The 23,696-nt window shown below is 69.7% G+C and carries 15 protein-coding genes; 9 read left to right on the top strand and 6 right to left on the bottom strand.

All coding sequences use genetic code 11. The features are described 5' to 3' along the window. The first annotated feature begins 34 nt into the window (after positions 1-34). Entirely contained in the window at positions 35-3,166 is a 3,132-nt protein-coding gene (locus MEBOL_RS14900; protein WP_095978055.1) for an ATP-binding protein, read from the top strand. Positions 3,167-3,798: 632 nt separating this feature from the next. Then, complete coding sequence (locus MEBOL_RS14895) at positions 3,799-4,317, top strand: hypothetical protein (RefSeq protein ID WP_095978054.1); 519 nt, start codon at positions 3,799-3,801, stop codon at positions 4,315-4,317. Positions 4,318-4,829: 512 nt separating this feature from the next. Here MEBOL_RS14895 and MEBOL_RS44075 read toward each other — a convergent pair. The 3 genes from MEBOL_RS44075 to MEBOL_RS14880 all read right to left on the bottom strand — a co-directional run bounded on the left by MEBOL_RS44075 (position 4,830) and on the right by MEBOL_RS14880 (position 9,536). Continuing rightward, on the bottom strand, positions 4,830-5,570 hold the full coding sequence (locus MEBOL_RS44075) for a DUF4145 domain-containing protein (RefSeq protein ID WP_095978053.1): 741 nt from the start codon (positions 5,568-5,570) through the stop codon (positions 4,830-4,832). A gap of 42 nt (positions 5,571-5,612) precedes the next feature. Continuing rightward, on the bottom strand, positions 5,613-8,318 hold the full coding sequence (locus MEBOL_RS14885) for a M1 family metallopeptidase (protein ID WP_095978052.1): 2,706 nt from the start codon (positions 8,316-8,318) through the stop codon (positions 5,613-5,615). A 228-nt stretch (positions 8,319-8,546) separates the two neighbouring features. Next, positions 8,547-9,536, bottom strand: coding sequence for a ChaN family lipoprotein (locus MEBOL_RS14880; protein WP_095978051.1), 990 nt, complete (start codon positions 9,534-9,536; stop codon positions 8,547-8,549). A gap of 223 nt (positions 9,537-9,759) precedes the next feature. Between MEBOL_RS14880 and MEBOL_RS14875 the strand changes: the two genes are divergently transcribed. The 3 genes from MEBOL_RS14875 (at position 9,760) to MEBOL_RS43630 (ending at position 13,573) form a co-directional block, all read left to right on the top strand. Continuing rightward, on the top strand, positions 9,760-10,644 hold the full coding sequence (locus MEBOL_RS14875) for a zinc metalloprotease (protein ID WP_245919768.1): 885 nt from the start codon (positions 9,760-9,762) through the stop codon (positions 10,642-10,644). 129 nt (positions 10,645-10,773) lie between these two features. Beyond that, positions 10,774-11,946 (top strand): pyridoxal-phosphate-dependent aminotransferase family protein, encoded by a 1,173-nt coding sequence (locus tag MEBOL_RS14870; protein ID WP_095978050.1) that lies wholly within the window; start codon positions 10,774-10,776, stop codon positions 11,944-11,946. 4 nt (positions 11,947-11,950) lie between these two features. Then, complete coding sequence (locus MEBOL_RS43630) at positions 11,951-13,573, top strand: sensor histidine kinase (protein ID WP_095978049.1); 1,623 nt, start codon at positions 11,951-11,953, stop codon at positions 13,571-13,573. Here MEBOL_RS43630 and MEBOL_RS14860 read toward each other — a convergent pair. Then, a complete protein-coding gene (locus tag MEBOL_RS14860) occupies positions 13,542-14,342 on the bottom strand; it encodes a GNAT family N-acetyltransferase (protein ID WP_095978048.1) in 801 nt (266 codons plus the stop codon). The genes MEBOL_RS43630 and MEBOL_RS14860 overlap by 32 nt on opposite strands. Positions 14,343-14,438: 96 nt before the next feature. On the opposite strand from MEBOL_RS14860, the gene MEBOL_RS14855 reads away from it, so the two are divergent. Beyond that, on the top strand, positions 14,439-14,897 hold the full coding sequence (locus MEBOL_RS14855; protein WP_095978047.1) for a hypothetical protein: 459 nt from the start codon (positions 14,439-14,441) through the stop codon (positions 14,895-14,897). Between the two features lie 133 nt (positions 14,898-15,030). Continuing rightward, positions 15,031-17,484: a DNA topoisomerase (ATP-hydrolyzing) subunit B gene (gene gyrB, locus MEBOL_RS14850; RefSeq protein ID WP_095978046.1), complete on the top strand. Its 2,454-nt coding sequence runs from the start codon at positions 15,031-15,033 to the stop codon at positions 17,482-17,484. Positions 17,485-17,829: 345 nt separating this feature from the next. On the opposite strand, the gene MEBOL_RS14845 is transcribed toward gyrB, so the two are convergent. Together MEBOL_RS14845 and MEBOL_RS14840 are read right to left on the bottom strand one after the other, a co-directional pair. After that, positions 17,830-20,415, bottom strand: a complete 2,586-nt coding sequence (locus MEBOL_RS14845) for a serine/threonine-protein kinase (protein ID WP_179956417.1) — start codon at positions 20,413-20,415, stop codon at positions 17,830-17,832. Between the two features lie 76 nt (positions 20,416-20,491). After that, positions 20,492-21,319, bottom strand: coding sequence for an ion transporter (locus MEBOL_RS14840; protein ID WP_095978045.1), 828 nt, complete (start codon positions 21,317-21,319; stop codon positions 20,492-20,494). Positions 21,320-21,425: 106 nt separating this feature from the next. Between MEBOL_RS14840 and MEBOL_RS14835 the strand changes: the two genes are divergently transcribed. Together MEBOL_RS14835 and MEBOL_RS14830 are read left to right on the top strand one after the other, a co-directional pair. Further along, on the top strand, positions 21,426-22,568 hold the full coding sequence (locus MEBOL_RS14835) for a hypothetical protein (RefSeq protein WP_095978044.1): 1,143 nt from the start codon (positions 21,426-21,428) through the stop codon (positions 22,566-22,568). Continuing rightward, positions 22,565-23,671, top strand: a complete 1,107-nt coding sequence (locus MEBOL_RS14830) for a metallophosphoesterase family protein (RefSeq protein ID WP_342747770.1) — start codon at positions 22,565-22,567, stop codon at positions 23,669-23,671. Before MEBOL_RS14835 ends, MEBOL_RS14830 begins: the two co-directional genes overlap by 4 nt. The last annotated feature ends 25 nt before the right edge of the window (positions 23,672-23,696 follow it).

The following is a 23,696-nucleotide window of genomic DNA, read 5'->3' as shown; positions in this document are numbered from 1 at the left end:
ATGGTCATCATGCTCCCAGGCCAGGGAGCGGGTGATGGGGACTGTTTTGCGCATCTTTCCGCGGACCAGCGCCATCGGGATGCCGGGGGATGGGGTGACTGCGCATCGGGACAGAGCTCCTACGGGAACCGTCGCGCTCGTCTTCACCGACGTGCAGGGGTCCACGCGACTGTGGGAGCGTTGCAACGCCGACATGGGCGAGGCCCTGGACGTGCACAACCGGGTGCTGCGCGAGCTGCTGGCCGTCTCCGGTGGCTACGAGGTGAAGACCCAGGGCGATTCCTTCATGGTGGCCTTCTCCTCGGTGGTGGAGGCCGTGCGCTGGTGTCTGGAGACCCAACAGGCGCTGCTCGAGGCACCCTGGCCGGACGCCCTCCTGCGCGAGCCGGATGCGCGGGAGGAGTGGGGGCCCAAGGGGCTGATGCACCGGGGGCTCCGGGTGCGCATGGGTGTGCACCTGGGCGAGCCCGAGTGCCGCGTCGATGACCGGACGGGGCAGACGGACTATTTCGGACGGATGGTGAACGTCGCGGCGCGAGTCGCCTCGGCGGGCCATGGCGGCCAGGTGCTGGTGAGCGCGAGCGCGTGGTCGCGGGTGGCCGACGCGTGGGACTCGCTGGGCGGGCCCGTGGTGCGTTCGCTGGGCGACTATCATCTCAAGGGCATCGAGGAGCCCGTGCCGCTCGTGGAGGTGCTGCCCGCCCGGCTCGCCGACCGCCGCTTCGAGGTGCTTCGCGTGCCCCGGGCCCGGCGCGGCAACCTGCCGGGGGAGTCCGGGGAGTTCATTGGCCGGGAGGAGGAGCTGGCGCGGCTGCGGCGCTGCTTCGCCGAGGGCAGCCGGCTCGTGACGCTCCTGGGCCCCGGTGGCATGGGCAAGAGCCGCCTGGCCACGCGCTTCGGCAACCTGGAGGCCGGGGAGTGGGAAGGCGGAGTGTGGTTGTGCGAGCTGTCGGACGCCACGACGGTGGACGACATCTGCCATGCCGTGGGCCGGGTGCTGGGCGTGGCGCTCACGCGCAGCGGCGAGGACAGTGCCCCGGCGGACCGGTTGGGCCGGGCCCTGTCCGGACGTGGGGACGTGCTGGTGCTGCTCGACAACGTGGAGCACGTCATCCAGCACATGCCCGCCACGCTGGGCCGCTGGCGGGAGCTGGCGCCCCGGGCCCGTTTCCTCGTCACCTCGCGCGAGGCGCTGCTGCTGCCGGCCGAGCGCGTGGTGGACCTGGAGCCCCTGGGCGTCCCCGAGGAGGACGAGACGCGGCTGGAGGTGCTGCGCGGCTGTGGCGCGGTGGAGCTGTTCGTGCGGCGCACGCGCGCGGTGCGCGGGGGCTTCGAGCTCACCGAGGCCGAGGCGCCCCTGGTGGCGGACATCGTGCGCAAGCTGGACGGCATCCCCCTGGCCATCGAGCTGGCGGCGGCGCGCACCAACCTGCTGGGCGTCAGTCAGATTCAAGAGCGGCTGTCGCGCCGCTTCGAGCTCTTGCGCGGGGGCCGGCGCGATGGCTCGGCGAGGCAGTGCACGCTGTGGGGCGCCATCGACTGGTCCTGGAACCTGCTGGAGCCCGCCGAGCGCGCGGCCCTGGCGCAGTGCTCGGTGTTCCGCGGCGGCTTCACGCTGGAGTCGGCCGAGTCGGTGCTGCTGTTTCCTCCCGGCGGGCCGGACGTGCTGGAGATCATCCACTCGCTGCGCTCCAAGTCGCTCCTGCGCGCGTATACGCCGGACGGACTCACCGGCGAGCTGCGCCTGGGGATGTACGAGAGCATCCGCCAGTACGCCTCGTCACGGCTGGCGGAGCGGGGCGAGGGGACGATGCTCGCGGCGCGCCATGCGGCGTGCTACCTGGAGCTGGCCCGGCACCTGAGCCAGCGGCGGCGGGGCGCGGAGGGAGAGCTGGCCTTCCGCCGGTTGGCGCTCGAGCGCGAGAACCTGCTCGCGGCCTGTGACAACGCCCTGGCGGTGGCGCCCGTCACGACGAGCACGCTGGAGCGGGCCCTGGGCGCGCTGGTGGCGTTGGATCCGGACGTGACGGCGCGCGGGCCCGTGGGCATCACCCTGGCGCGGCTCAACCGGGCGCTGGAGCTGGCGGCGACGATGGAGGTGGATCCGCTGCTGCGCGCGGACGCGCTCGCCGTCCGGGGCCGCACCCACCATGGAGAAGGCCGTTTGTCCGCCGCGTGGACGGACTTGAGCGAGGCACGCGCCATCTTCGGGGCCCTGGGCGCGGAGGACCGGCAGAAGCGCGTGCTGGTGGACCTGTGCATCGTGGCCCGGGACGAGTGCGACCTGGGCATGGCCTGGTCCCTCATCCAGGAGGCGCTGGAGCTGCCCTCGCCGGGAGACAAGTGGCTGGACGCGTACGCGGTGGGCAACCTCGGCATCCTGGAGCTGGGGCGCAACGGCGCCGAGGCGGCGCTGCCCCACCTGCGCTCGGCGCTGGAGCTGTTCCGCGCCATGGGGGACGTGGCCTACGAGGTGGGCTTCCTCGCCAACTACGCCATGGCGATTGGCGAGCAGGGCAACACGGCCGAGGCGGTGGCGCTGCTGGAAGAGGCGATGGAGAAGGCCTCGCGGGTGGGAGATCGCTCGGGGCATGCGCTGGCGCGGGTGAACCTGGGCTGCTTCCTGCTGGACGCGGGGCGGGCGGCGGAGGCGCGCGAGCACCTGGGCGAGGCGGTGCTCATGGGGCGGCAGCTCGGCATGCGCCTGGTGGAGGGCGTGGCGTTGGGCGAGCGGGGCCGGGCCCTGGTGGCGCTCGGGGCCTTGGAGGCGGCGCGCGCGAGCCTCACGGAGGGCATTTCCCTGTTGGAGCGGGTGTCCCGCTGGCACGCGCTGCGCTTCACCGCGCACCTGTCCGCGGTGCAGGCGGCGCTGGGAGACCTGGAGGCGGCGCGGCGGGGCTTCGCGGCGCTGGCGAAGACGCCGGAGTTGCAGCACGACGTCGTGCTGCGCGAGCTCACCTCGCTCTTGCGCGTGGCGTTGGACCTGCAGGAGGCCCGGCGAGCGCCCGGGAGCGAGCAGGGACGGCTCGCCCTGCTCGCGGCGCGCATGCGCTTGCAGAGCGCCCGGAACGCCCCGGTGGAAGCGGCCTCGTCCGACCTGCGCGAGGCCCTGCGGCTGTTCGGCCGGCGCGTTCTGGAAGTGGAGGACGGCGCCCTGCCGGTGTGAGCGGGGGCATCTACTTCATCCTCGACGTTCTTCGGACAAGGCCAACCCATCGCCGCGGCAGGGCGCGGCTCCAGGAGAGCGCGAGTCGAGAGGGCCCTAGGACGCAACCTCGGCGAACCTCCGTCCGATAACTTGGGTGGCCGACCCCCTACCCGGCCTCTGGAGTCGGTCATGCAACAAACCCGTGTGGTTGGTCGTGGCCCACCGTGCCGCCCAGTTTGTTTCGCATTAGGGCTGAGTCTCCTGGCCGCGGCGGGATGCGCGCACGTTGGCGAGTGCAATCCGACAGATAACACGGTCTCCTGTTGCTTGAAGGAAAACCCCGGCGAGTACGAACGGTGCGCGGCCGTGGCTCCTCCCTCCGCTCAGTTACAACCGAACCGGTTGTCACCAGGACGAACGGAGACATTACTCCCCGAGGTAGAGGCTGCGCCCATCCCCGATCTTCCCTCTGCCGAGGAAAAGGAGAGGTGGAGAGACATCTGCATGGACCATTTCATGAAGTGCAAGAGTGATAGGCATGATGGCCGTGTCTGGGGCGAGTCGCAGTGCAAGGCGTGCTACGAGGCCTGTATGCGCCACGGGTTCTGGCCATTGCGTGCTAACGAAAAGCTGTGTCCAGGAGCCTGAGCATGGTGACTTCACGTCAGGAGCGCGCCCCGACATTCGGTGAGGAGATCGATCTTCTCTTCATGGAACTATTCAAGGCCAAGGCCCCTTATGAGATTCGGAAGCGCGAACTCCTGAAGTTGCAGAAGCGGTGGATTGAGAAGGCGAGGACTCCAGCCCGGCGTCTTGCGGTGCAGCGCATCATCGTGAAGACCCTCCTGACAGAGGCATTCGGGTTCGACATGCCGTGGAAGGAGTTCGGGCGCTGGCTTCGCCGTCTACAGCAACTGGGCTTTCACGATCTGGGGATGCGCGTTCACGTTGCTTGCCTCTATGTGCAGTTACTTCATCTCTTCCCCCGGCAGGCCCGCGATGCCTGGGAGATGCTGGAAGACGTAGAGCGGAGAGCGCTCCGGCTTCGTCGCGATCGCCCCCTGAGGCAGGAGCATCTAGAGTCGATCGCTCATGCGAAGAAGGTGGCCAGGGTGCGGCGCCCCCCTACGTCATCCCCTTATCGAGGGGACGCTGGAATCCAAGCATGAAGTGCAGCGGGGGAGTGGCATTGCTGCGGCTGGGTGGTCAAGGGCCGAAAGCTCTTCATGTTCCCGCGAAATCATCGCCACGAGTTTTTTGACGCGATGTTCCAGCCGGAGTCGAGACGATGTATCGAGACAGCAATCAGGGGAGAATGGCTTCCGCCCCCTCCGCTCATGCTGGTGGATGCTGCTCGCAACGTTGGCGTGGGATGATGACGCTCCTGCCTTTCACAAGGCGGGCTGTGCGGCCCATCGACTGGTGCACCGGCTCGGCGCTTGACAAGTTTCGCGTGGGTCTTGATGAATTCCACTACACTGTCTTGCTTGGGGGCGGCGCGTTCTGGATGTGGAATGCGGCTCGCTGCCGAAGATCTGTTTGACGGACGAACTGCGCGAAGCTCGCGATAAGAAAATAGCGCTAGCCCTTCGCTTCATGTGAAAGGGCTTGTTGTGACAGGCAATCTTTTCGGATGGTGCTACCGTGTACCTCCCTTGGCAAGCGCTATGCCCGCTTCCAACTACGACCGTTTTCGAGGTCCCTTCCTCTTGATGATTTGATTTCTCATTCGCACTAGCTCCTTTTCCCGCGGATCGAAGACCTCAATAAGCGTGTGTTCTAGGAGCTCAAGTCCGTCCAGCACGTCTTCCCTGGTCAGTTCCCCCACGTGGCTCCCTGCGTTTCCGACCCATTTCATGGCCATGAGAGTCTGAGCCAAATCAGCGTTATTTTGTTTTAGGATGTCGATGCGGTGATGAAGATTTAGGCGTACTGTTTTTGTTTTATTTTTTGCCCTTTGAGGTTCGCTTGATTTTGAGGTGGTTGAGAAGCAGTTCCACGCAAGTTCGAACACGGTTGGCGCAGGATGCGGTGTCGGACCAGTAGAGCGCCCAAACTCGCTTGAGTTCGTCTTGGATCTTTTCGGTGCAAGATGTTGGCACACGGAACAGGGGCGGGGCGGGGTGGAAGAATATCCGTGGTGGTCTGCGCCTCCGATTACCCAACGTGTGTCGCCACATACGATGACAAGCTCGGCGCATTCACTGCGCGTACATTTCAGGTGCCCGGAAAAGCGACCCCGCCGCCAATTCGGCTCCCATCCCGGGTTGCTTTCTTCTTCCTCTCTTGAGTCTGCGGTAATTAACACTGAGAATGAACTCTTTACGGTCGCGAGGGTCCCCTCTGCGCACCGGGGGCAAGGCCATGACGGCGCGCTGTCTTTGGTGAATGTTGCAGTCCACTTCTCGCGAAGGATTGCCATGACGTGCTGTCCCTGTATCGGTGTTGAGTCAGTAATTCAGATTCAGTGTTCTGCGGACTTCGCTTGGGCTCGGTTCTTCAGGAACTCGACCACGCTGGGCTGCTGACGGCGGTTGGACTCGACGCACAGGCGGATGGATTCCAGGGCCCGGGTGAGCGAGCGCGCGCCTCCCTCGATGCGGGAGATGCGTGGCGTGAGGAAGGTCTCGGCCTCGGCGCGCGTGGTGTCGTCGCAGAGGAAGCCCACCAGGAAGAGCAGGCCGTTGGCCTCGTCCGAGCGCATCCGGCCCGCGAGCAGGTCGAAGTTGTCCCGGTAGAAGCGCCAGGCCTGGGTCTTCGCCTCGGGGTTGAAGAGGGCGGTGCGCAGGATGCCCACGGTGTCGCGCGCGTCGAACGTGTCACCCGCCACCAGCGCGAGCGCTTGCTTCACGAGCGCGGGCTCCCGGAAGTTGCCCAGCGCGCCGAGCAATTCCCCGCGCTCGGTGGGGTCCTGGGTCGCGCGCGCCTGGGCGAGGAGCGTGTCGAAGAGGGCCTTGTCGCCTCCGCGCGCCGCCACTTGAAGCGCCAGCTGCGCGGTCTCCTGGGACAGGGCCTCTCGGTCCTTGAGCCAGGCCCGGGTGAGGGCTCGTGCCTCCTGGCTCAGGACGGGGTCCTCGCCCTGGATGGCCGCGCGATAGAGCAGGAGCGAGCGCAGCTCCTTCTCGTCATCGCTCTCGCCGGGCCGGGGCTTCCACCCCATCGCCCGGGCCCGGGCCCCGTAGAGCGCTCGCAGCCAGGCCCGGTACAGCGGACGGACGTCCTCGGGCAGCCGCTCGGCGGGATACATGGCGAGGAGACTGCCCCGTTGGATGATGAGCCGGTCGGGATCCGCGGCGGTGGCGGGCACGAGCCCGAATGCTTCTCCCGCGAGCAGATCGCCCCGGTCCACGCCCGCCTTCACGTCCGCGAGGAAGAGGAGCCGTTCCTGGAGCGTGAGCGTCCCGGGACGCAGGGCGCCCAGCCGGGAAATCTGCTCGGACGTGTAGCCCGAGCGGTAGTAGCCCGTGCCGCCCTTGTTGAGCAGCACCCAGGAGGGGCAGGTGCTTCCCGGCAGCTCCAGCTCGCCCGTGGCCGTGGTGAGCAGGGTGCAGGCGCGCGCGTCACGTCCCTCGGCGCGCACGCACACGGGGATGCTCCAGAGGCGGGGCGTGGAGTCCGTCGCGCCCGCGCGCAGGAAGCGCTCCTGGGCGAGCCGCAGCCGAGGGGCCTTGCCCGGGGTGCACTGGAGCTCGGCGGAGACGCGCGGGACGCCCGGTTGATCCAGGTATCCGCGCAGGACGCGCTCCGCGTCGGGCGTCAGGTGCGTGCGCAGGGCGGTGAGGAAGTCCTCGGAGGTGACACTGCCCCACTCGTGCTCGCGCACATAGTGGCGCAGGGTCTCGCGCAAGGGGGCCTCGCCGAGCCATCCCTCCAACTGACCGAGCAGGGCCGCGCCCTTGGAATAGGTGGTGCCACCGTCGAAGACGCCGTGGATGTCGGCGTTGCTGGTGATGGGTTTGCGCAGGGGGGGCGTGGTGGTGAGCGCGTCCACCTGCATCGCGGCGAAGAGGGCGTTGGTCCGCGACTCCACGCCGAAGCGCCAGGCGGGGTCGAACTGGTCGGTGATCTTCTGATCGAGCCAGGAGGTGAAGGACTCGTTGAGCCAGATGTCGTCCCACCAGCGGCAGGTGAGCATGGCGCTGAACCAGTAGTGGCCCAGCTCATGGATGGCGATGTTCACGTAGCGCTGGCGGCGCTCGGGGGTCTCCTCACCGGGGCGGATGAGGGTGAGGGGCTGGCCGAGCGCGACGAGGCCCGGGTGTTCCATGGTGCCCCAGAAGCGCGGCACCACCGCCACGTCGAGCTTCTCGTAGGGGTAGGTCTGATCGAAGAAGTCCTCGAGCAGGGTGATGATGCGGGGCGTGACGCGGGCGGCGTAGGCCGTCTCGGGGCCCCGGCCGCGCGGCACGATGAAGCGCAGGGGCACGTGGGCCCGCCCGATGCTTCCCGCGTCCACCACGTCGAAGGGGCCCACCATGAAGGCCACGAGGTAGCTGGGCATGGGCCGGCTATCGGCGAAGGTGACGCGCTTGAGCCCGCCGGGCAGGGGCTCCTCGGAGACGATGGCGTGGTTGGCGAGCGCCACGTGCTCCTGCTTCACCGTGAAGCGCAGCCGCCAGGGCACCTTGAAGCCCGGCTCGTCGAAGCACGGGAAGGCGCGCCGCGCGTCGAGGGGCTCGAAGACCGTATAGAGGTAGTGCTCGCCGCCTTCCTCCACGGCGTAGAGGCCCTGGCTGCGCGTGCGATCCGCCTGGCCGGTGAAGGAGAGCACGAGCTGGGCCTGTCCGGCGGCGAGCGTTTCCGGCAGCAGCACGCCCAACCGGCCCTCGTCCGCGTCCACGGTCCGCGCCTCCAGGGTGCGGCCCCCGGCGAGCACGTGCGCCTGGGTGAGGGTGAGGCCCTGGGCGTGCAACCACACCTGCCGCGTGGACTCGCGCACGTCCAGGTCGATGGTGACGGTACCGGAGTAGGTGGGCTCCGCGGGCAGGAGCGTCAGGTCCAACGCGTAGCGCACCGGCCGCACCGTGTCGGGCAGGCGCAGCGCGGGGGGCTGGGGCTCGGGCCAGTCGGCCGCGGGGGCACGAGGCGCCTCGGAGACCGGGTGGGTCTCGGGCGCATGGGTACACCGGAGACAGACGAGTGCGAGGAGGAGGAGCGGGAGCCAGCGCATGCGCGGGACGTTAGCGTCCCGGCGGGAAGAAAGACGCGTCCGAGTGAGGAAGCCGTTCTTGGAGTCTCATGCTCTACCGCTGAGCTATCTCCCGGTGTTTAAGTCGGGAGAGCCGGAGTCGAACCGGCGTCCTTGAGAGAATGGGCGTGTATGGCCTCTTCGGACGGACGCGAAACCTGTGTGAACCGATGCGAAGAGAGACGCGGCCCCGGCGCTGAACCTGACGGCCTATTTTCCGGGGGCTTTTTCCGGCGCGGCCCGTAGCGGCGCGCAGGGGTCCTCGCGCTCCACGGCCGGGGTGAACCAGACATAGTCATAGGGCAGGGCGTAGCTCCGGGGCTCGGGGGTCTCGGGAGACACCTCCACGAAGGCGAGGCTCGCCACCCGGGTGCCGGGCTCGCGCCGGACGAGGGACGCGGGGACGCCCCGATCCGTACGGGCATGGCCCGCGCCGGTGATGAGGATGCCTCCCGCGCCCGTCGCGGTGCTCAAGAGCCGATCCGCCATCTGGGCGTCCCGCGCCCGCTGGGCGAAGGCCATGGGCTCGAGCAGGGATTCGGGGAGCTGGCCGCAATGCGACTCGCGCATCTCCTCGCGCATCTCCCGGGCGACGTCCTCCGGCACGGGCGCGTCCAGTCCGAGCCGGGCGCGGGTCTCGGGGGGCAGCGCCTCGGGGCCCTGCTTGACGAGTTGACGCACCAGGGCACGGGGCAGGTTGGCGCCCACGAGGGGCAGGTCGTGCTCCAGGCCCCAGGCGAAGAGGGGACGGTAGAGGGTCCAGTCCGGCCAGCCGCTGTGCTCCCAGTCCACCGCCCGCGCGATCGCGTCGGGATCCCCGGAGGCCCGGGCGCGGGTCTCATCGAGGAGGGATTGCTGCTCCGCGTCGATCATCTCGAAGGCGAGCGCGGGCTTGCGTCCGGAGGCGGTGAGGGCGCGCACGCGCTCGGCCTGGAGGCGGTGGTGCTCCGGGTTGTCGTGCTTCTCCCCGAGCAGCACGTAGCGGGCCTGGGCGAGCGCTTCGTCCAGGGTGGCCGCGTCCACGAAACGGCCCGCCCGCGTGTCCCAGATCTTCCCGACGAGGGGATGGGGCCGCGTGGCGTCACCGGACTCGGAGAGTGGTGGGGGTGATACTTCCCGGCCGGGTGTGGAGGACGCGGTGCAGCCGCCGAGCAGCGGGAGCGAGAGGGACAACAGGAGGAGAGGGAAATCAGCGCGCATGGGGGTGAGTCAGTCATGCCCCCGGGCCAGGAGCCATGGCCGGGGACGCGGTGCGCTCAACGTTGGACACACATGGTCTCACCCACGACAATGTTTGTCTTCAAAGCGAGACGGCACTTGTCGAAAAGTGCAGCTCAAACAATTCCAATTCTCATTTCCTTGTCTTGTGAGTTGTCTGTCTTTCTGTTATTCGGCTGCTCCCCTGCTTTCCGAGGAGTCAGGAATGTCGCGGAGCTTCGTGTCGAAGAGTGGCCGTTTCGCCATGGTGGTCGGTGCGCTGGTGTCCCTGGGGGGCTGCGCGCAGCAGGCCCCGGAGAACAAGGAGCCGGTGGAGCCGCCTCAGGAGACGGAGGCCTCCGCGGACGCTCGCGGTTGCGCGACGCGCCGGATGAGCGTCGAGGAGCAGGCGCGGGTGGATGAGGAGATCGCCGGCCGCCGCTTCGAGCTGCGCGCCGCGGGCTCGGTCAACATCCCCGTCTACTTCCACGTCATCAACAAGGGCACGGGCGTCTCCAACGGTGACATCACCTCGGCGATGATCTCCAGCCAGCTCAGCGTGCTCAACGCGGCGTACAAGAACACGCCGTTCTACTTCACGCTGGCCGCCACGGACCGCACCACCAACTCCACCTGGTTCACCGCGCAGCCGGGCTCGTCCGCCGAGAGGGCGATGAAGACGGCGCTGCACAAGGGCGGCAAGAGCACGCTCAACTTCTACACCAACGGCATGGGTGGCGGCCTGCTGGGCTGGGCGACCTTCCCCTCGGACTACACGGCGAACCCGCTGATGGACGGCGTGGTGGTGCTCCACAGCTCGCTGCCCGGCGGCTCCGCGGCGCCCTTCAACCTGGGCGACACGGGCACCCACGAGGTCGGCCACTGGGTCGGCCTGTACCACACCTTCCAGGGCGGCTGTGCCAGCCCGGGTGACAGCGTGAGCGACACGCCGGCCGAGGCCTCGCCCGCTTCTGGCTGTCCCTCGGGCCGGGACACCTGCTCCACCGCGGGTCTGGATCCCATCACCAACTTCATGGACTACAGCGACGACGCCTGCATGAACTCGTTCACCGCCGGGCAGATCGCCCGCATGGACGCCGCCGGCCGCTAGCCGACATCGGGGCGCGATAGACGCCTCGTCACGCCGGGCCCCTCTTCCGGGGGGTCCGGCATTGTCGTTTTCGGACATCCGCCCACTCCGGCATGGAGTCCGAGGCCCTGGCGCGTTAGGCCAGGAGTCATGAGCGAGCGTGACTTGCTGATGATTCCGGGTCCGGTGGAGTTCCACCCCGAGGTGATGCGAGCGCTGGGCGCGAAGACGGCCAGCCACGTGTCGCCCGAGTTCATCTCCGTGTTCGGCCGGGCGCTCGGGCGCTTGCGCGAGGTGTGCCTGGCGCCCTCGGCGCAGCCCTTCGTGGTGGCGGGCAGTGGGACGCTGGCCATGGAGATGGCGGTGGCCAACCTGGTGGAGCCGGGTGAGCGCGCGCTGGTGGTGAACACGGGCTATTTCAGCGACCGCATGGCCACGGTGCTCGAGCGCTACGGGGCCGAGGTGGTGCAGGCGCGGTGTGCGCCGGGCGAGGTGCCGGACACGGAGCAGGTGGAGCGGTTGCTCGCGGACGGGCGCTTCAAGGTGATGACCGTCACGCACGTGGACACGAGCACCGGGGTGCGCGCGCCGGCGGAGGCGCTGGTGCGGGTGGCGGGGCGGCACGGGGTGTTGTCGGTGGTGGACGGGGTGTGCGCCACCGCGGGCGAGGTGTTCCACCAGGACGCCTGGGGCGCGGACGTGTACCTGACGGCGAGCCAGAAGGCGCTCGGGGTGCCGCCGGGGCTGGCGCTGCTCACCGTGAGTGCTCGCGCCATGGCCGCGTGGCGCGCGCGCCGCACGCCGGTGCGCTCGTTGTACGCGGACTTCGGCGAGTGGCTGCCCATCCACGAGGCCTATGAAGCCGGGCGCGCTGCCTACTTCGCCACGCCACCCGTCAACCTAGTGTACGCGCTGGACGTGAGCCTCGGGCACCTGCTGCGCGAGGGCATGGAGGCGCGCTTCGAGCGGCACCGCCGCACGGCCAACGCCTTCCGGGCCGCGTGGCGCGCGCTCGGCCTGCGCATGCTGCCCGTCTCCGAGTCCGTGGCCGCCCACACGCTCAGTGCACTCTACTACCCGGAGGGCGTGGACGCCTCGTTCGTGGGCCGGGTGCGCGAGCAGGGCGTGGTGCTCGCCGGGGGCCTGCATCCGGAGCTCAAGACGCGCTACTTCCGCGTGGGCCATATGAATGAGGTGAGCCCCTCGGACGTGCTGGCCACGGTGGGCGCCGTGGAGCGGGCGCTCGCGGGAGCGGGGTATCGCCGGGAGCCGGGGGCCGCCGTGGCCGCCGCCCAGGCGCACCTGCTCGAGGGAGCACGGTAGCGGAATGCCGGTGACCCTTCGTGTCCTGTTGGTGGAGGCCCGCCCCGGCGACCTGTCGCGGGGAGTGGAGGTCCTGCGCCAGGGGGGATTCGAGGTCGAGTCACACGGCGTGGCGTCGGCGGAGGCGTTGCGCGCGGCCCTGTCGCTCGGGCCGTGGGAGGTGCTGCTGTGCGCGGAGGACGTGCCCGGCCTCACTCCAGGCGCGGCGGTGGACGTGTTGCGCGCCGCGGGCGTGGACCTGCCGCTGCTCGTCCTGTCCGCGCGGCGCGGTGAGCACGCGGCGGGCGAGGTGATGCGGGCGGGGGCCCGGGACTCCTTCCCGCTGGACGGACTGGAGCGGTTGCCGGCCGCGGTGGCGCGCGAGGTGGAGCAGGCCCGTCTGCGCCGCGAGTACACCCGGGTGGTGGGAGAGCGCTCCCTGCTGGCGCGCGCGGGCGAGGCGTTGGCGCGCTCGTTGGAGTTCCAGGAGACGTTGGAGCAAGTGGTGCGGCTGGTGGTGCCGGAGCTGGCGGACTGGTGCCTCGTCTACTGCCCCGACGAGCACGGCGGGCTCAAGCTGATGGCCCTGTCGCACGAGGATCCCGAGCGGGTGGCGCGGGGCTTCGAGCTGGACCGGCTCTTTCCCCTGCTGCCGGACGCCACCCGGGGGCCCATGGCGGTATGGCGCACGGGCGAGGCGCGGTTGATACCGGACGTGGATCCGTCCTGGCTGGAGACCCTGGCGCGCTCGCCCGAGCACCTGCGCGTGATGCTCGGCATGGGGCTGCGCTCCGTCATCCACGTGCCGCTGCTGGGCCGGCTGGGGCCGCAAGGGGTGATGACGTTGTGCGCCACGGGGAGCCGGGCGGGCTTCACTCCGGCGGACCTGGCGCTGTGCCAGGACGTGGCGCGCCGCGCGGCGCTGGCCCTGGAGAACGCGCGGCTCTATCGCGAGGCCCGGGAGGCCATCCGCCTGCGGGATGACTTCCTCGCCGTGGCGGCCCACGAGTTGCGCACGCCGCTCACCACGCTGGGGTTGCAGTTGAGCTCGCTCGTGCAGCGCTCGCGCGACGTGGCCTCGCGGGGCTGGGGCGAGCGGTTGGCGCGGAGCCTGCGCCAGGTGCGGCGGTTGGGCACGTTGGTGGAGACGTTGCTGGACGTGTCGCTGCTGTCCACGGGCGAGTTGCCACTGTCGCGCGAGCGGGTGGACCTGGGCGAGCTGGTGGGCGAGGTGTGCGAGCGCTTCGAGGCGGAGGCCCAGGCGGTGGGGTGCGCGCTGCGGCTGGAGGTGGCGCCGGGGCTGGTGGGCCACTGGGACCGGTTGCGGGTGGAGCAGGTGGTGTCGAGCTTCCTCGCCAATGCCCTCAAGTTCGGCCCGCGCCAACCGGTGGACGTGTGGGCGCGGGCGGAGGGCGGACGGGCGCGCGTGGGGGTGGAGGACCGGGGCATCGGTATTCCGGAGGAGCAGCTGGAGCCCATCTTCGAGCGCTTTGGCCGGGCGGTGTCCTCGCGCTCGTATGGAGGCCTGGGCCTGGGGCTGTACCTGGCGCGCCGGGCCGCCGAAGCCCACGGAGGCCGGGTGTGGGCCGAGCGTCGCGAGGAGGGCGGCGCGCGTTTCACCCTGGAGCTGCCATGGGAGGCGCCCTGATGCCCGGCACGCGGCGCACCCAGTTGACCCACGTTCCCAGGCTCCGGTAGCCGAGCCGCTGGTACAGGGACACGCCATGCGCCGAGGCCTGGAGCACGGCGGTGGTGCAACCCCGGGCGAAGGCGTCCGCGTGCAGCGCCTCCATCACCAGGGCGCCCAGGCCCCGGCGGCGCGCGTCGGGGTGGGTGGCCACCATGTAGATGCCCGCGCACCCCTCGTGCTCGAACGACAGGCTACAGGCGAGCGCCCGGCCTCCCTCTCGCGCCAGCACGGCGTGGATGCGCGCGTCGGGCAGGGGGGCCCGGCGCCACGCGTCGAGGAAATCCATGCTCGAGGGCTCGTAGCACTGCCCGTTGAGCGCCATCACGGCGTCCAGGTCGTCCGGACGCTCCAGGGTGAGGCCCAGGGGAAGACTCGGCGGGGGGTGGTATTCGAGCGTCCTGCCCATGGCGGGCATGCCGTCCTCGCGCTGGTAGCCCGTCCGCGTCAGCGCCGTCTCCGCGTCCGTGTCACCCGGAGTGACGCCGACGCGCCAGGCGTGCACCTGCCGTGCGAGGTACCACGCTTCCACCGCGTCCAGCTGGGGGCCGAGCGCTCCCGGCCAGGCGTAGAGCACCTGTTGCTGGAAGAAGGGCTGGGCGCCTCCGGCCAGACACAACGCTCGGACTCCGGGGACATCCAGTCCCTGGAGCGCGCTCGTGCGCATTTGAAGGGCCTTGAAGGCCAGCAGGTTGGTGCGCAGGAGCGCGTGGAGTTCAGCGTCAGTCATGTGCTTCCCGCCGGGTGCGTCCGGGCGCTCGCGGGTGGACAGCGCGTGGCGGGAAAATACCCGGTGGGCCTTCGGGAAGGGTAGGGTGGGCGCCGCTTGGAGCCCCGCTTCTACGCCTTCGATCCCCGTCCCACGCGACGCGCGCTCTTCCTGGGCGCGTGCGTGCTCGCCATCCTCAGCGCCTGGGCCCTGGCCGATGCCCGGTCCCTCGGCGATCCGCCCCTGGCCGTGGCCCGGGCGGGCCTCACCGGAGGACTGATGCTCGCCTTCGCCTTCGCCTGGCACCGCCTGCGTCCCCGCCCTGGCTGGGGCGTGAGCCTCAGCGCCCGGGGCGTGGAGCTCGCGCGTCCCTTCACCGGCACCCTGCTGCAGTTGTCCTGGGGGCAGATCGACTGCGTGCGCCGGATCGGCGCCAAGGGCGATGTGCTGGGGCTCTTCCTGGACGAGGGGGGGCGGGTGCTCATCACCCGCCATCTCTTCGCCTCCCGGAGCACGTACGCCGAGCTGGCGGCCACCCTGGAGGAGCGCAAGCCGCCCCCGCGTCTCGACGCGTAGCGTTATCACTCTTCACGCCAGGCGTTTCGTGAATGGTTTCGATGCCTTGCGTGTTCTCCATACTCTTGTCCGGGGTATCTTCCAATGGTAGGCCCCGGCTTCCCGACCCACGACTTTCGAAGGACCTCCACCCATGGAAAACCTCCCCCATCCCGGTGCCCCGGCCCCGGGTGCGCCCGTGGAGTACGACACCGGCGCCATCACCAAGCTCGAGGGACTGGAAGCCGTCCGCAAGCGTCCGGGCATGTACATCGGCGACACCGTGTCGTACGGGCTGCACAAGCTCGTCTACGAGGTCGTGGACAACTCCGTCGACGAGGCGCTGGCCGGACACTGCACGGAGATTGAAGTCGTCATCCACGTGGATGGCTCGCTGTCCGTGCAGGACAACGGCCGCGGCATTCCCGTGGGCCCGCACCCGGATCCCAAGTTCAAGGGCAAGGACACCCTGGAAGTGGTGCTCACGGAGCTGCACGCGGGCAGCAAGTTCGGCAATGGCGCCTACAAGGTCTCCGGCGGCCTGCACGGCGTGGGCGTCACGTGTGTGAACTTCCTGTCCGAGTGGTTCAAGGTCCGCGTGCAGCGCGCGGGCAAGGTGTACGAGCACGCCTATACGCGTGGCGTGCCCCAGCACCCCGTGCAGTGCGTGGGCGAGACGGACAAGCGCGGCACGCTGATCTCGTTCAAGCCGGACCCCACCATCATGGAGATGGTGGACTTCAACTTCGACACGCTCAGCCAGCGCATGCGCGAGCTCGCGTTCCTCAACGCGGGACTGCGCATCATCATCCGCGACATGCGCATCGGCAAGGAGCACGACTTCAAGTTCGATGGCGGCATCGTCTCCTTCGTGGAGTACATCAACAAGGCGAAGGAAGCGCTGCACGACAAGCCCATCCACTTCAGCACCGAGCGCGAGGGCCTCTCGCTCGAGATCGCCATGCAGTGGAACGATGGCTACGACGAGCGCATCTTCACCTTCGCCAACAACATCAACACGCACGAGGGTGGCAGCCACCTGTCCGGCTTCAAGGCGGCGCTCACGCGCACGCTCAACAGCTACGCGGAGAAGGGCGGCGTGTGGAAGGACCTCAAGGAGACGCCCACGGGCGAGGACGCGCGCGAGGGTCTGTCCGCCGTCATCTCCGTGAAGCTGTCCAACCCCCAGTTCGAGGGGCAGACGAAGACGAAGCTGGGCAACAGCGAGGTCAAGGGTCTGGTCGAGCAGATGGTGAATGATCAGCTCGCCACCTTCCTCGAGGAGAACCCCATCGTCGCCAAGAAGATCGTGGTGAAGATTGGCGACGCCACGCGCGCGCGCATCGCCGCGCGCAAGGCGCGCGAGACGGTGCGGCGCAAGGGCATCCTCGATGGCGGCTCGCTGCCGGGCAAGCTCGCCGACTGCCAGAGCCGCAACCCCGAGGAGAGCGAGCTCTACATCGTCGAGGGTGACTCCGCAGGCGGCTCGGCCAAGCAGGGCCGCGACCGGCGCAACCAGGCCATCCTGCCCTTGCGCGGAAAAATCCTGAACGTGGAGAAGGCGCGCTTCGAGAAGATGCTCACCAGCGCGGAGATCGTCACGCTCATCACCGCGCTGGGCACGGGCATCGGGCGCGAGGACTACGATCCCACCAAGGCGCGCTACCACCGCATCATCCTGATGACGGACGCCGACGTGGACGGCAGCCACATCCGCACGCTGCTGCTCACGTTCTTCTACCGGCAGATGCCGGAGCTCATCCAGAACGGCTACCTCTACATCGCCCAGCCGCCGCTCTACAAAGTCACGCGCAACAAGAAGGACATGTATGTGAAGGACCAGCGCGCGCTCGACGAGTACCTGCTGCGCATCGCCTCGGATCACTCGCGCGTGGTGACGGCGAACGGGGAGCTGGGCGGCCAGGAGCTGCGCTCGCTGCTGGAGAAGGTGCTCGCGTACGAGGAGCGCCTGGAGAAGCTGGCCAGCCGGCGGGACGCGCGCGTGGTGGACGCGCTGGTGCAGGGCTGCGCGCTGGGCGTGGGCACGCTGTCGGACGAGGCGGCGCTGCGCGAGCAGTCGGAGCACATGCGCGCCTACCTCAAGGCCCGCATGCCCGACGCGCTGGGCCGGCTCGAGGCGCTGGTGGCGGAGGATCCGGAGACCCAGACGAAGAAGCTGGTGGTGCGCACGGACGTCAACGGCGGCCTGCGCCAGTCGGTGTTCGACCATGCCTTCCTGTCGTCGCCCGAGTACCAGGAGCTGCTGAGCCTGCGCGACGCGTTCAAGGCGCTTGGCCAGGCGCCCTTCACGGTGAAGGTGGGCGATGGCGAGGTGAAGGCCCTGTCGGTGCAGGAGGTGCTGGCCGCGGTGCGCAAGGACGCGCAGAAGGGGCTGGGCCTGCAGCGCTACAAGGGTCTGGGCGAGATGAACCCGGAGCAGCTCTGGGACACGACCATGAACCCCACCACCCGCACGCTGCTGCAGGTGCGCGTGGAGGACGCGGTGGAGAGCGACGAGATCTTCTCGCTGCTCATGGGCGAGGCCGTCGAGCCGCGCCGCGAGTTCATCGAGCGCAACGCCCTGGACGTGCAGAACCTGGACATCTGAGCCGCCACCCGGCGGCTCGTCCGCCGGGTTGCCGTACCCCCAAAAGACCAGTGGGCCCGGTGCCATGCTCGGCGCCGCGCCCACTGGCCTTTCCCGTCCTTGTTGAACCCTGCCGCCACTCCGCCGCGGCCTGGCCCTTACGGAAGGAAGTCTTCACACTGGAGGAGCCCTCTGCTGTTCGGGCTCTGACACTGAGAGTATGCATCACTTCCGGCGCCTGACTCGCGGCGCTCCGTGCCCGGTTACTGGCGGAACGGAGAAGAGAGCGATGCGTCAGCGGGTGTTCCGCTTACCGTCGTCACCGATTCTTCCCCTATAACTGTTTCGGGGTCAACTGTTATGAGCTCAACGCGTCTCGCCACGAAGCGCCGCCGCTCGTTCCTGCCTCGACATGGGGGTCACATCGACGATGTCCACCTCGAAGGCCCCCTGGTTGTCCTCCAGGCGGGTGTCGGGAAAGGTACACCGCAAGGTGTCCGCGCCGGTGATCTGAACGCGCTTGCCTGACTCGAGGAGGCGAGGCGTGCGCCGGGCGGACTTCTGGCTGCTCTCCACGCACAGCGCCCGGTGGACGCGTCCGCCCGGCCCCGAGGCCAGCTCGGCGGCATCGTCTCGCACGGTGAGCAGGTAGACGGCCTCCGGATTGAGGCCGCGCAGCACGAACTGGTGCTCGGGCTTGAGCACGAGCGCGTCCTCCGCGGCGGTGAAGGCGAGCACCCGGGGCGCCATCCACTGCGACTGCTGGAACTTCACCCGCACCGTGCCGCTGTTGTCCGACAGGTCGTCGTCCAGCGTGAACACGTGCATCCGGCGGATGCCCTTGAACGTCCGCGAGCCCGTGCCGAGCACGCCGAAGGACTCGTCCACCGACACGTGATCGCCCTCGATGAAGTAGGCGAGGTGGTCCGTGGCTCCGCCCTTGCCCTGGGCCATGGAGGCGGCGCCGTCGGTGGTGACCAGGTAGCTCTTCGCGGGGTTGAGCTCGATGGAGGCCGTGGCGTACTGGCTCAGCGGGAAGGCGTTGTGTCGGGGGCGCAGCACGAACAGCCGCGTCGGGTAGTCCACCGCGTGGCGCGAGGAATCCGGCGCGCCGGGTGTGGGCACTGGCTCGGGCGCGGGCTCGCTCGGAGCGGACGCGGCGGTGGCCTCGGCGGGGAGCGGGTCGATGGACGCTCCCGGCAGCGGCTCGAGCGCCACATTCAATTCAGGCTCGGCGCCCGTGGCGGACAGGGGGGTGCGCTCCTGGCTCCACGGCCGGTATCCGGCCCGGGAGATCTCAAGGGTGTAGGCCTTCTTGAGGGGGAGATCCGACACCACGAGGGGCGTGCGCTCTGGGAGCTCCTTGCCATCGATCTTCACGGTGGCGCCCGCCGGCGTGGAGCGGATCCACTGGGAACTCACGAGCAAGGCCTCGGACGCGTCCGCCTTGGAGCCGGTGACACGGCTGATGAGGAAGCCGAGGAGCAACAGCGCCGCGAAGGGCACGCCCAGGAGGAGCAGCCACTGGTTGCGCCGCTCGGCGGTCACCTCGGCGACGCGCAGCTCCGTCTCGCGCAGCGACTGGCGCAGCTCGGCGGAGGCGGGGAGCGCGGGCACCTCGACGGGCGTGTCGTGGGGGCGCTGCGCGTCGACCCGGGTGACGGGGTTCTCGGTGTTCGTGGGGGCGCGCGGCACGCCCGTGCTCGACGCCCGGCGTCCCGAGGCCGGGGTGGAGCCCGCGGCACGGAGGTTCCCGGTGGTCGAGGTTCGGGTTCGCGACGCGGGGGGCGGAGTCCGGATCGCGAGGGCGCGCACGCCCGAACTGCTCCCCGTCCGGCCGCTCTCGCTGCCGGGGCTGGAGCCGGGGCGGGGCGCCGGCGGACGTCCCGCGGCTCCACCGGAGGCCTTCCACTCGGAGAACTGCTCCAGGAAGCCAGGCGTTACCTCCACAGGGTGGCCCTCGACGGCCAGGTCCTCGGCGAAGAGGTGGCCCAGCAACTGCGCCACCAGGCTCGGCGAGAAGCGCGGCCAGGAGGAGTAGAGCTGCTCGCGCAGCGCCTCGGAGAAGGCCTGGGCGGTGGGGTAGCGCTCGCCGCGATCGAGCGCCATGGCCGTGCCGATCACCGCCTCCAGCTCGGGGGTGATGGCCGGGTTGAGCGCGGAGGGCGCGGGGTAGTCGCCCGCGAGCAGGCGCGGCAGCACGACGGCGAACTCGCCCTCGTAGGGGCGCCGGCCACACAGCATCTCGTAGAGCACCACGCCCACGGCGAACGTGTCCGAGCGCGCGTCCAGATCCTGCTCGCCCCGGGCCTGCTCGGTGGAGAAGTACGGGTACTTGCCCTTGAGGGTGCCGGGCGAGGTGCGCGTCTCCACGACGCTCGTCGCCTTGGCGATGCCGAAGTCGATGACCTTGACCTGGCCCTCGTAGGAGATGAGCACGTTGTCCGGGGACACGTCCCGGTGCACGAGCCCCAGGGGCTCGCCGTCCTCGCCCCGGTGCCGGTGGGCGTAGTCCAGCCCGTCACAGATTTGCGAGGCGATATACAGCGCCAGCGGCACCGGCAGCCCCGGCAGGCCCATGCGCTGCGCGCGGCGCATCAGCTTGGACAGGGGCTGGCCGTGCACGAACTCCATGGCCAGGAAGTACTGGCCGTCGATCTCCCCGAAGTCGAAGACCTGGGCGATGTTGCCGTGGGTGAGCGCCGCGGCCACCCGCGCCTCGCTGACGAACATCTCCACGAACGCGGGCTCGTCGGCGAAGTGGGGGAGGATCTGCTTGATGACCACCGGCTTGGTCACCCCCGCGGCCCCCCTCATGCGCGCGCGGTAGGTGACCGCCATCCCGCCCGCGGCGAGCTTCGACACCAGTTCGTACTTGCCAAACTCCTGGGCTGCGTTGGGGGCCACGTTGCGCGTCGCGTTGTTGGAGGAGATGGACGGGAGGCCCAGCATACTCCGCCTCGGAGCGGGCACACCATCCCCGAATCCGGACCGGGTGGGAGCCCCGCCGACCCCGCCCGCCTCGCGCTCAGAGGCTGGCGCCGCAGTGCTTGCAGTGAACCGCGTCCAGGTCGTGGCCCTGGAGGCCACAACCGGGGCAGGCGCGCGGATCAATGGCCTGCCGGGTCGCCTGGGCGAGTTCCACGGACACGATGCCCGTGGGCACCGCGATGATGCCGTAGCCCATGATCATCAACACCGAGGCGATGAACTGCCCCGGAACCGTCTTGGGCGCGAGATCCCCATAGCCCACCGTGGTCATCGTCACGACGGCCCAGTACATCCCCCGGGGAATGCTGTCGAAGCCATTGGGCGCTCCCTCCACCTGGTACATCACCGCGCCCATGATGACGACGGTGCTCAGCACCGCCCCGAGGAAGACGATGATCTTCTGCCGGCTGGCGCGCAGCGCGGTGAGCAGCACGTCCGCCTGCCCGAGGAAGCTGGCCAGCTTGAGCACGCGGAAGACGCGCAGCAGCCGCAGCACCCGCACCACCAGCAGGGACTGCATGCCGGGCAGCATCAGGCTCAGGAGCGACGGCAGGATGGCCATCAGGTCCACCAGGCCGAAGAAGCTCAGGGCGTAGCGCAGCGGCCGCTGCACCGACACGAGCCGCAGGCCATATTCCAACGCGAACAGCCCGGTGAAGCACCACTCGAGGACGCGGATGGCCTCCCCGTACTGGAGACGGATGGCCTCCACGCTCTCCAGCATCACCGCCAGGACGCTGAGCACGATGGCCCACAAGAGCCCCACATCGAAGGCCCGCCCCGCCGGCGTGTCCGACTCGAAGATGATGGTGTGCAGCCGTGCCCGGAGTCCGGTTGGGGCGCTCTGCTCGGAGGGATATGGCACGGGGCCGGGTAGCTACCATGGTGCGGGTTGGGCGGGAATGCCGCGAGGCAAAGGTCTATCCTGGGGCCGGACCCGATGACGTGGGCCCGGGAGGGGCGGCACACGCGTGACGACACAGCGGCGAGCGAGATGGCTGGCGGGGTGGAGGACGGGCGGCCTCGTCCTGGGGCTGTGGGCGGGGCGGGCCCTGGCCTCGCCACCCGAGGCGCCCGAGGCGCCCGAACAGGCGGATATTCCCCTCCAGGCGGCTGCCGAGGAGCGGCCTCCCTTCCGGGCCCTGCCCGCGGTCGTGTCGGTGGTGCCGGGCCTGATGCTGCATGGACTCGGCTCCCTCACCGCCGGGGACTCCACGCTGGCCGGCCGCCTCTTCCTCCTGGAGGGCACGGGGCTCGGGTTGTTGGCCGCGGGGGGCGTGCCCATCGCGCTGACGGGTGCGTCCCGCCACATCATCGGCCCGCTGTACGCGGTGACGCTCGCCGGCGTAGGCCTCGCCTCCGTCTCCCTGCTGTCCAACCTCTACGCGGCCGTGTCCCCTACCTTCTCGCCGGGCACACCGGCCCTCCACCTGCCCCGGTTGGAAGTGGACCTGGGCTACCAGCACGTGTCGGACCCGTCCTTCTCCTACCGGCACTTCGTGTCGGCGGGCGCGCGGGCAAGACTGGCGCGCGTGCGCGTGGACGCCGGAGTCCAGTGGGCGCCCGGCGAGGACAACCTTCGCATGCGCGTGGGCGGGGCGTACCGGCTCGTGGGCGCCCCCGAGGGCGCCCGGCTGGGGGCCCAGGGCTCGGCGCTGGACGTGGAGGCCGCCGCGCTCGTGCACCGCTACCCCGCCGAGGGCTTCACCCTGGGCGGCGGCGAGTTCTTCCTGCGCGGCCGTTATGACCTGGTGCGCCTGGGCTCCCGGCTCGCGGGCTCCTTCACGGAGATGGGCGTGGGCATGTCGGTGCAGCGCTATGCGTACCCGGACGTCTTCGACGACCGGCTCTCGCAGCAACTGCTGTTCACCTTCGGCTTTGGGGTGTACCTGGGACGCGGAGGCCCCTTCCGGGGAGAAGCACTCCTCTATTACGACCACCGCAAGGATGACTTCGCCGGAGGCATCCGGGGCGGCGCGGGGGTGCCGGGCTTTTTGGGGCTGAGGGCGCGCGCGCTGGTCGCGGGCCCCTGGGGGGTCTCCGCGGAGCTCCAGACGGGCTCGGCCCTGGTGGGCCGTGTGTCGCTCATCTACGCGTGGGGAGGTGGCACGTGAGGCACAGGGGTTGGATCGCCGGAGGGCTCGTGGCCTTGAGCGTGGGCTGTATGCGCCCCGCCGAGGAGCGCGCCCTCAAGGATCTGCAAGTGGGCCAGGCGGAGGCCGGGGGCGTGGCCTTCACCGTGGAGCAGGGACTGGCCGTGGTGCGCCAGGCCCAGGGCGGCACATTGACGCTGTGGGGCTCGGCCCCCGCGTTCCACCTGCGCGCGGTGTCCTCGGAGGGCGCCACGCCGGTGTGGACGGTGGTGGTGCGCAACGCCATGCCGGACGCCGAGCTGACGGCGAGCGCGGGCGGGGTGCCCCTGCCCGTCGAGTCCCTGTCCCCTCCAGGTGACCGCTCCACCGTGAAGACGTGGCGGGTGACGCTGCCCGTGGGCGGCGAGGCCCGGCTCACCGTGGGTTCTCCCGGGTGGGAGCAGCCCACGCCGTTTCGCTTCGTGGCGCTCGCGGACGTGCAGGAGGCCCTGCCCCGCGTGGGCGACATCTACCAGCACATCAACGCCGACCCCTCGCTGCGCTTCATCTTCTTCTCGGGAGACCTCACCCAGTCGGGCACCGTCGAGCAGTTGGAGGAGTTCGAGTCCCGGCTGCTCGACTCGCGCATCCCCCTGTTCGCCACGCTGGGCAACCACGAGCTCTTCAATCCGGACCCGCGCTACCAGGACTACTACGGCCGGGGCAACCTGCACTTCACCTTCCAGGGCGCGCACTTCACGATGATCGACTCGGGCAACGGCTCGTTGGATCCGCTCGCCGTGGAGGCCCTGGACGGCTGGCTCGCGGAGGGGAAGGACGGCGTGCATATCCTGGGCACGCACATTCCCTTGGTGGACCCCATCGGCGTGCGCAACGGCGCCTTCAACAGCCGCAACGAGGCCGCGTCGATCCTGGGCAAGCTGGCGCGCGGGGGCGTGGACCTGACGATCTACGGCCACGTGCACTCGTACTATTCGTTCTCCAACGCGGGCATCCCCGCCTTCATCTCCGGGGGGGGCGGCTCCATCCCCGAGCAGTTCGACGGCATCGGCCGACACTACCTCGTCGTGAACGTGGACCCCGCCCAGGGCGTGAAGAGCGTGGACCTGGTGCGCGTGGACTAGGCGGGCGCTCCGCGACCCCAGATGT

Source organism: Melittangium boletus DSM 14713, from assembly GCF_002305855.1.
GTDB classification, from domain to species: domain Bacteria; phylum Myxococcota; class Myxococcia; order Myxococcales; family Myxococcaceae; genus Cystobacter; species Cystobacter boletus.
This window is presented reverse-complemented; position numbering and strand designations above follow the sequence as displayed.

Bases quoted from the DNA above. Each gene is read 5' to 3' on its own strand.
- MEBOL_RS14900 (WP_095978055.1), top strand. From the start codon at position 35: ATGGGGACTGTTTTGCGCATCTTTCCGCGGACCAGCGCCATCGGGATG.
- MEBOL_RS14895 (WP_095978054.1), top strand. From the start codon at position 3,799: ATGGTGACTTCACGTCAGGAGCGCGCCCCGACATTCGGTGAGGAGATC.
- MEBOL_RS44075 (WP_095978053.1), bottom strand. From the start codon at position 5,570: ATGGCAATCCTTCGCGAGAAGTGGACTGCAACATTCACCAAAGACAGC.
- MEBOL_RS14885 (WP_095978052.1), bottom strand. From the start codon at position 8,318: ATGCGCTGGCTCCCGCTCCTCCTCCTCGCACTCGTCTGTCTCCGGTGT.
- MEBOL_RS14880 (WP_095978051.1), bottom strand. From the start codon at position 9,536: ATGCGCGCTGATTTCCCTCTCCTCCTGTTGTCCCTCTCGCTCCCGCTG.
- MEBOL_RS14875 (WP_245919768.1), top strand. From the start codon at position 9,760: ATGTCGCGGAGCTTCGTGTCGAAGAGTGGCCGTTTCGCCATGGTGGTC.
- MEBOL_RS14870 (WP_095978050.1), top strand. From the start codon at position 10,774: ATGAGCGAGCGTGACTTGCTGATGATTCCGGGTCCGGTGGAGTTCCAC.
- MEBOL_RS43630 (WP_095978049.1), top strand. From the start codon at position 11,951: ATGCCGGTGACCCTTCGTGTCCTGTTGGTGGAGGCCCGCCCCGGCGAC.
- MEBOL_RS14860 (WP_095978048.1), bottom strand. From the start codon at position 14,342: ATGACTGACGCTGAACTCCACGCGCTCCTGCGCACCAACCTGCTGGCC.
- gyrB (WP_095978046.1), top strand. From the start codon at position 15,031: ATGGAAAACCTCCCCCATCCCGGTGCCCCGGCCCCGGGTGCGCCCGTG.
- MEBOL_RS14845 (WP_179956417.1), bottom strand. From the start codon at position 20,415: ATGCTGGGCCTCCCGTCCATCTCCTCCAACAACGCGACGCGCAACGTG.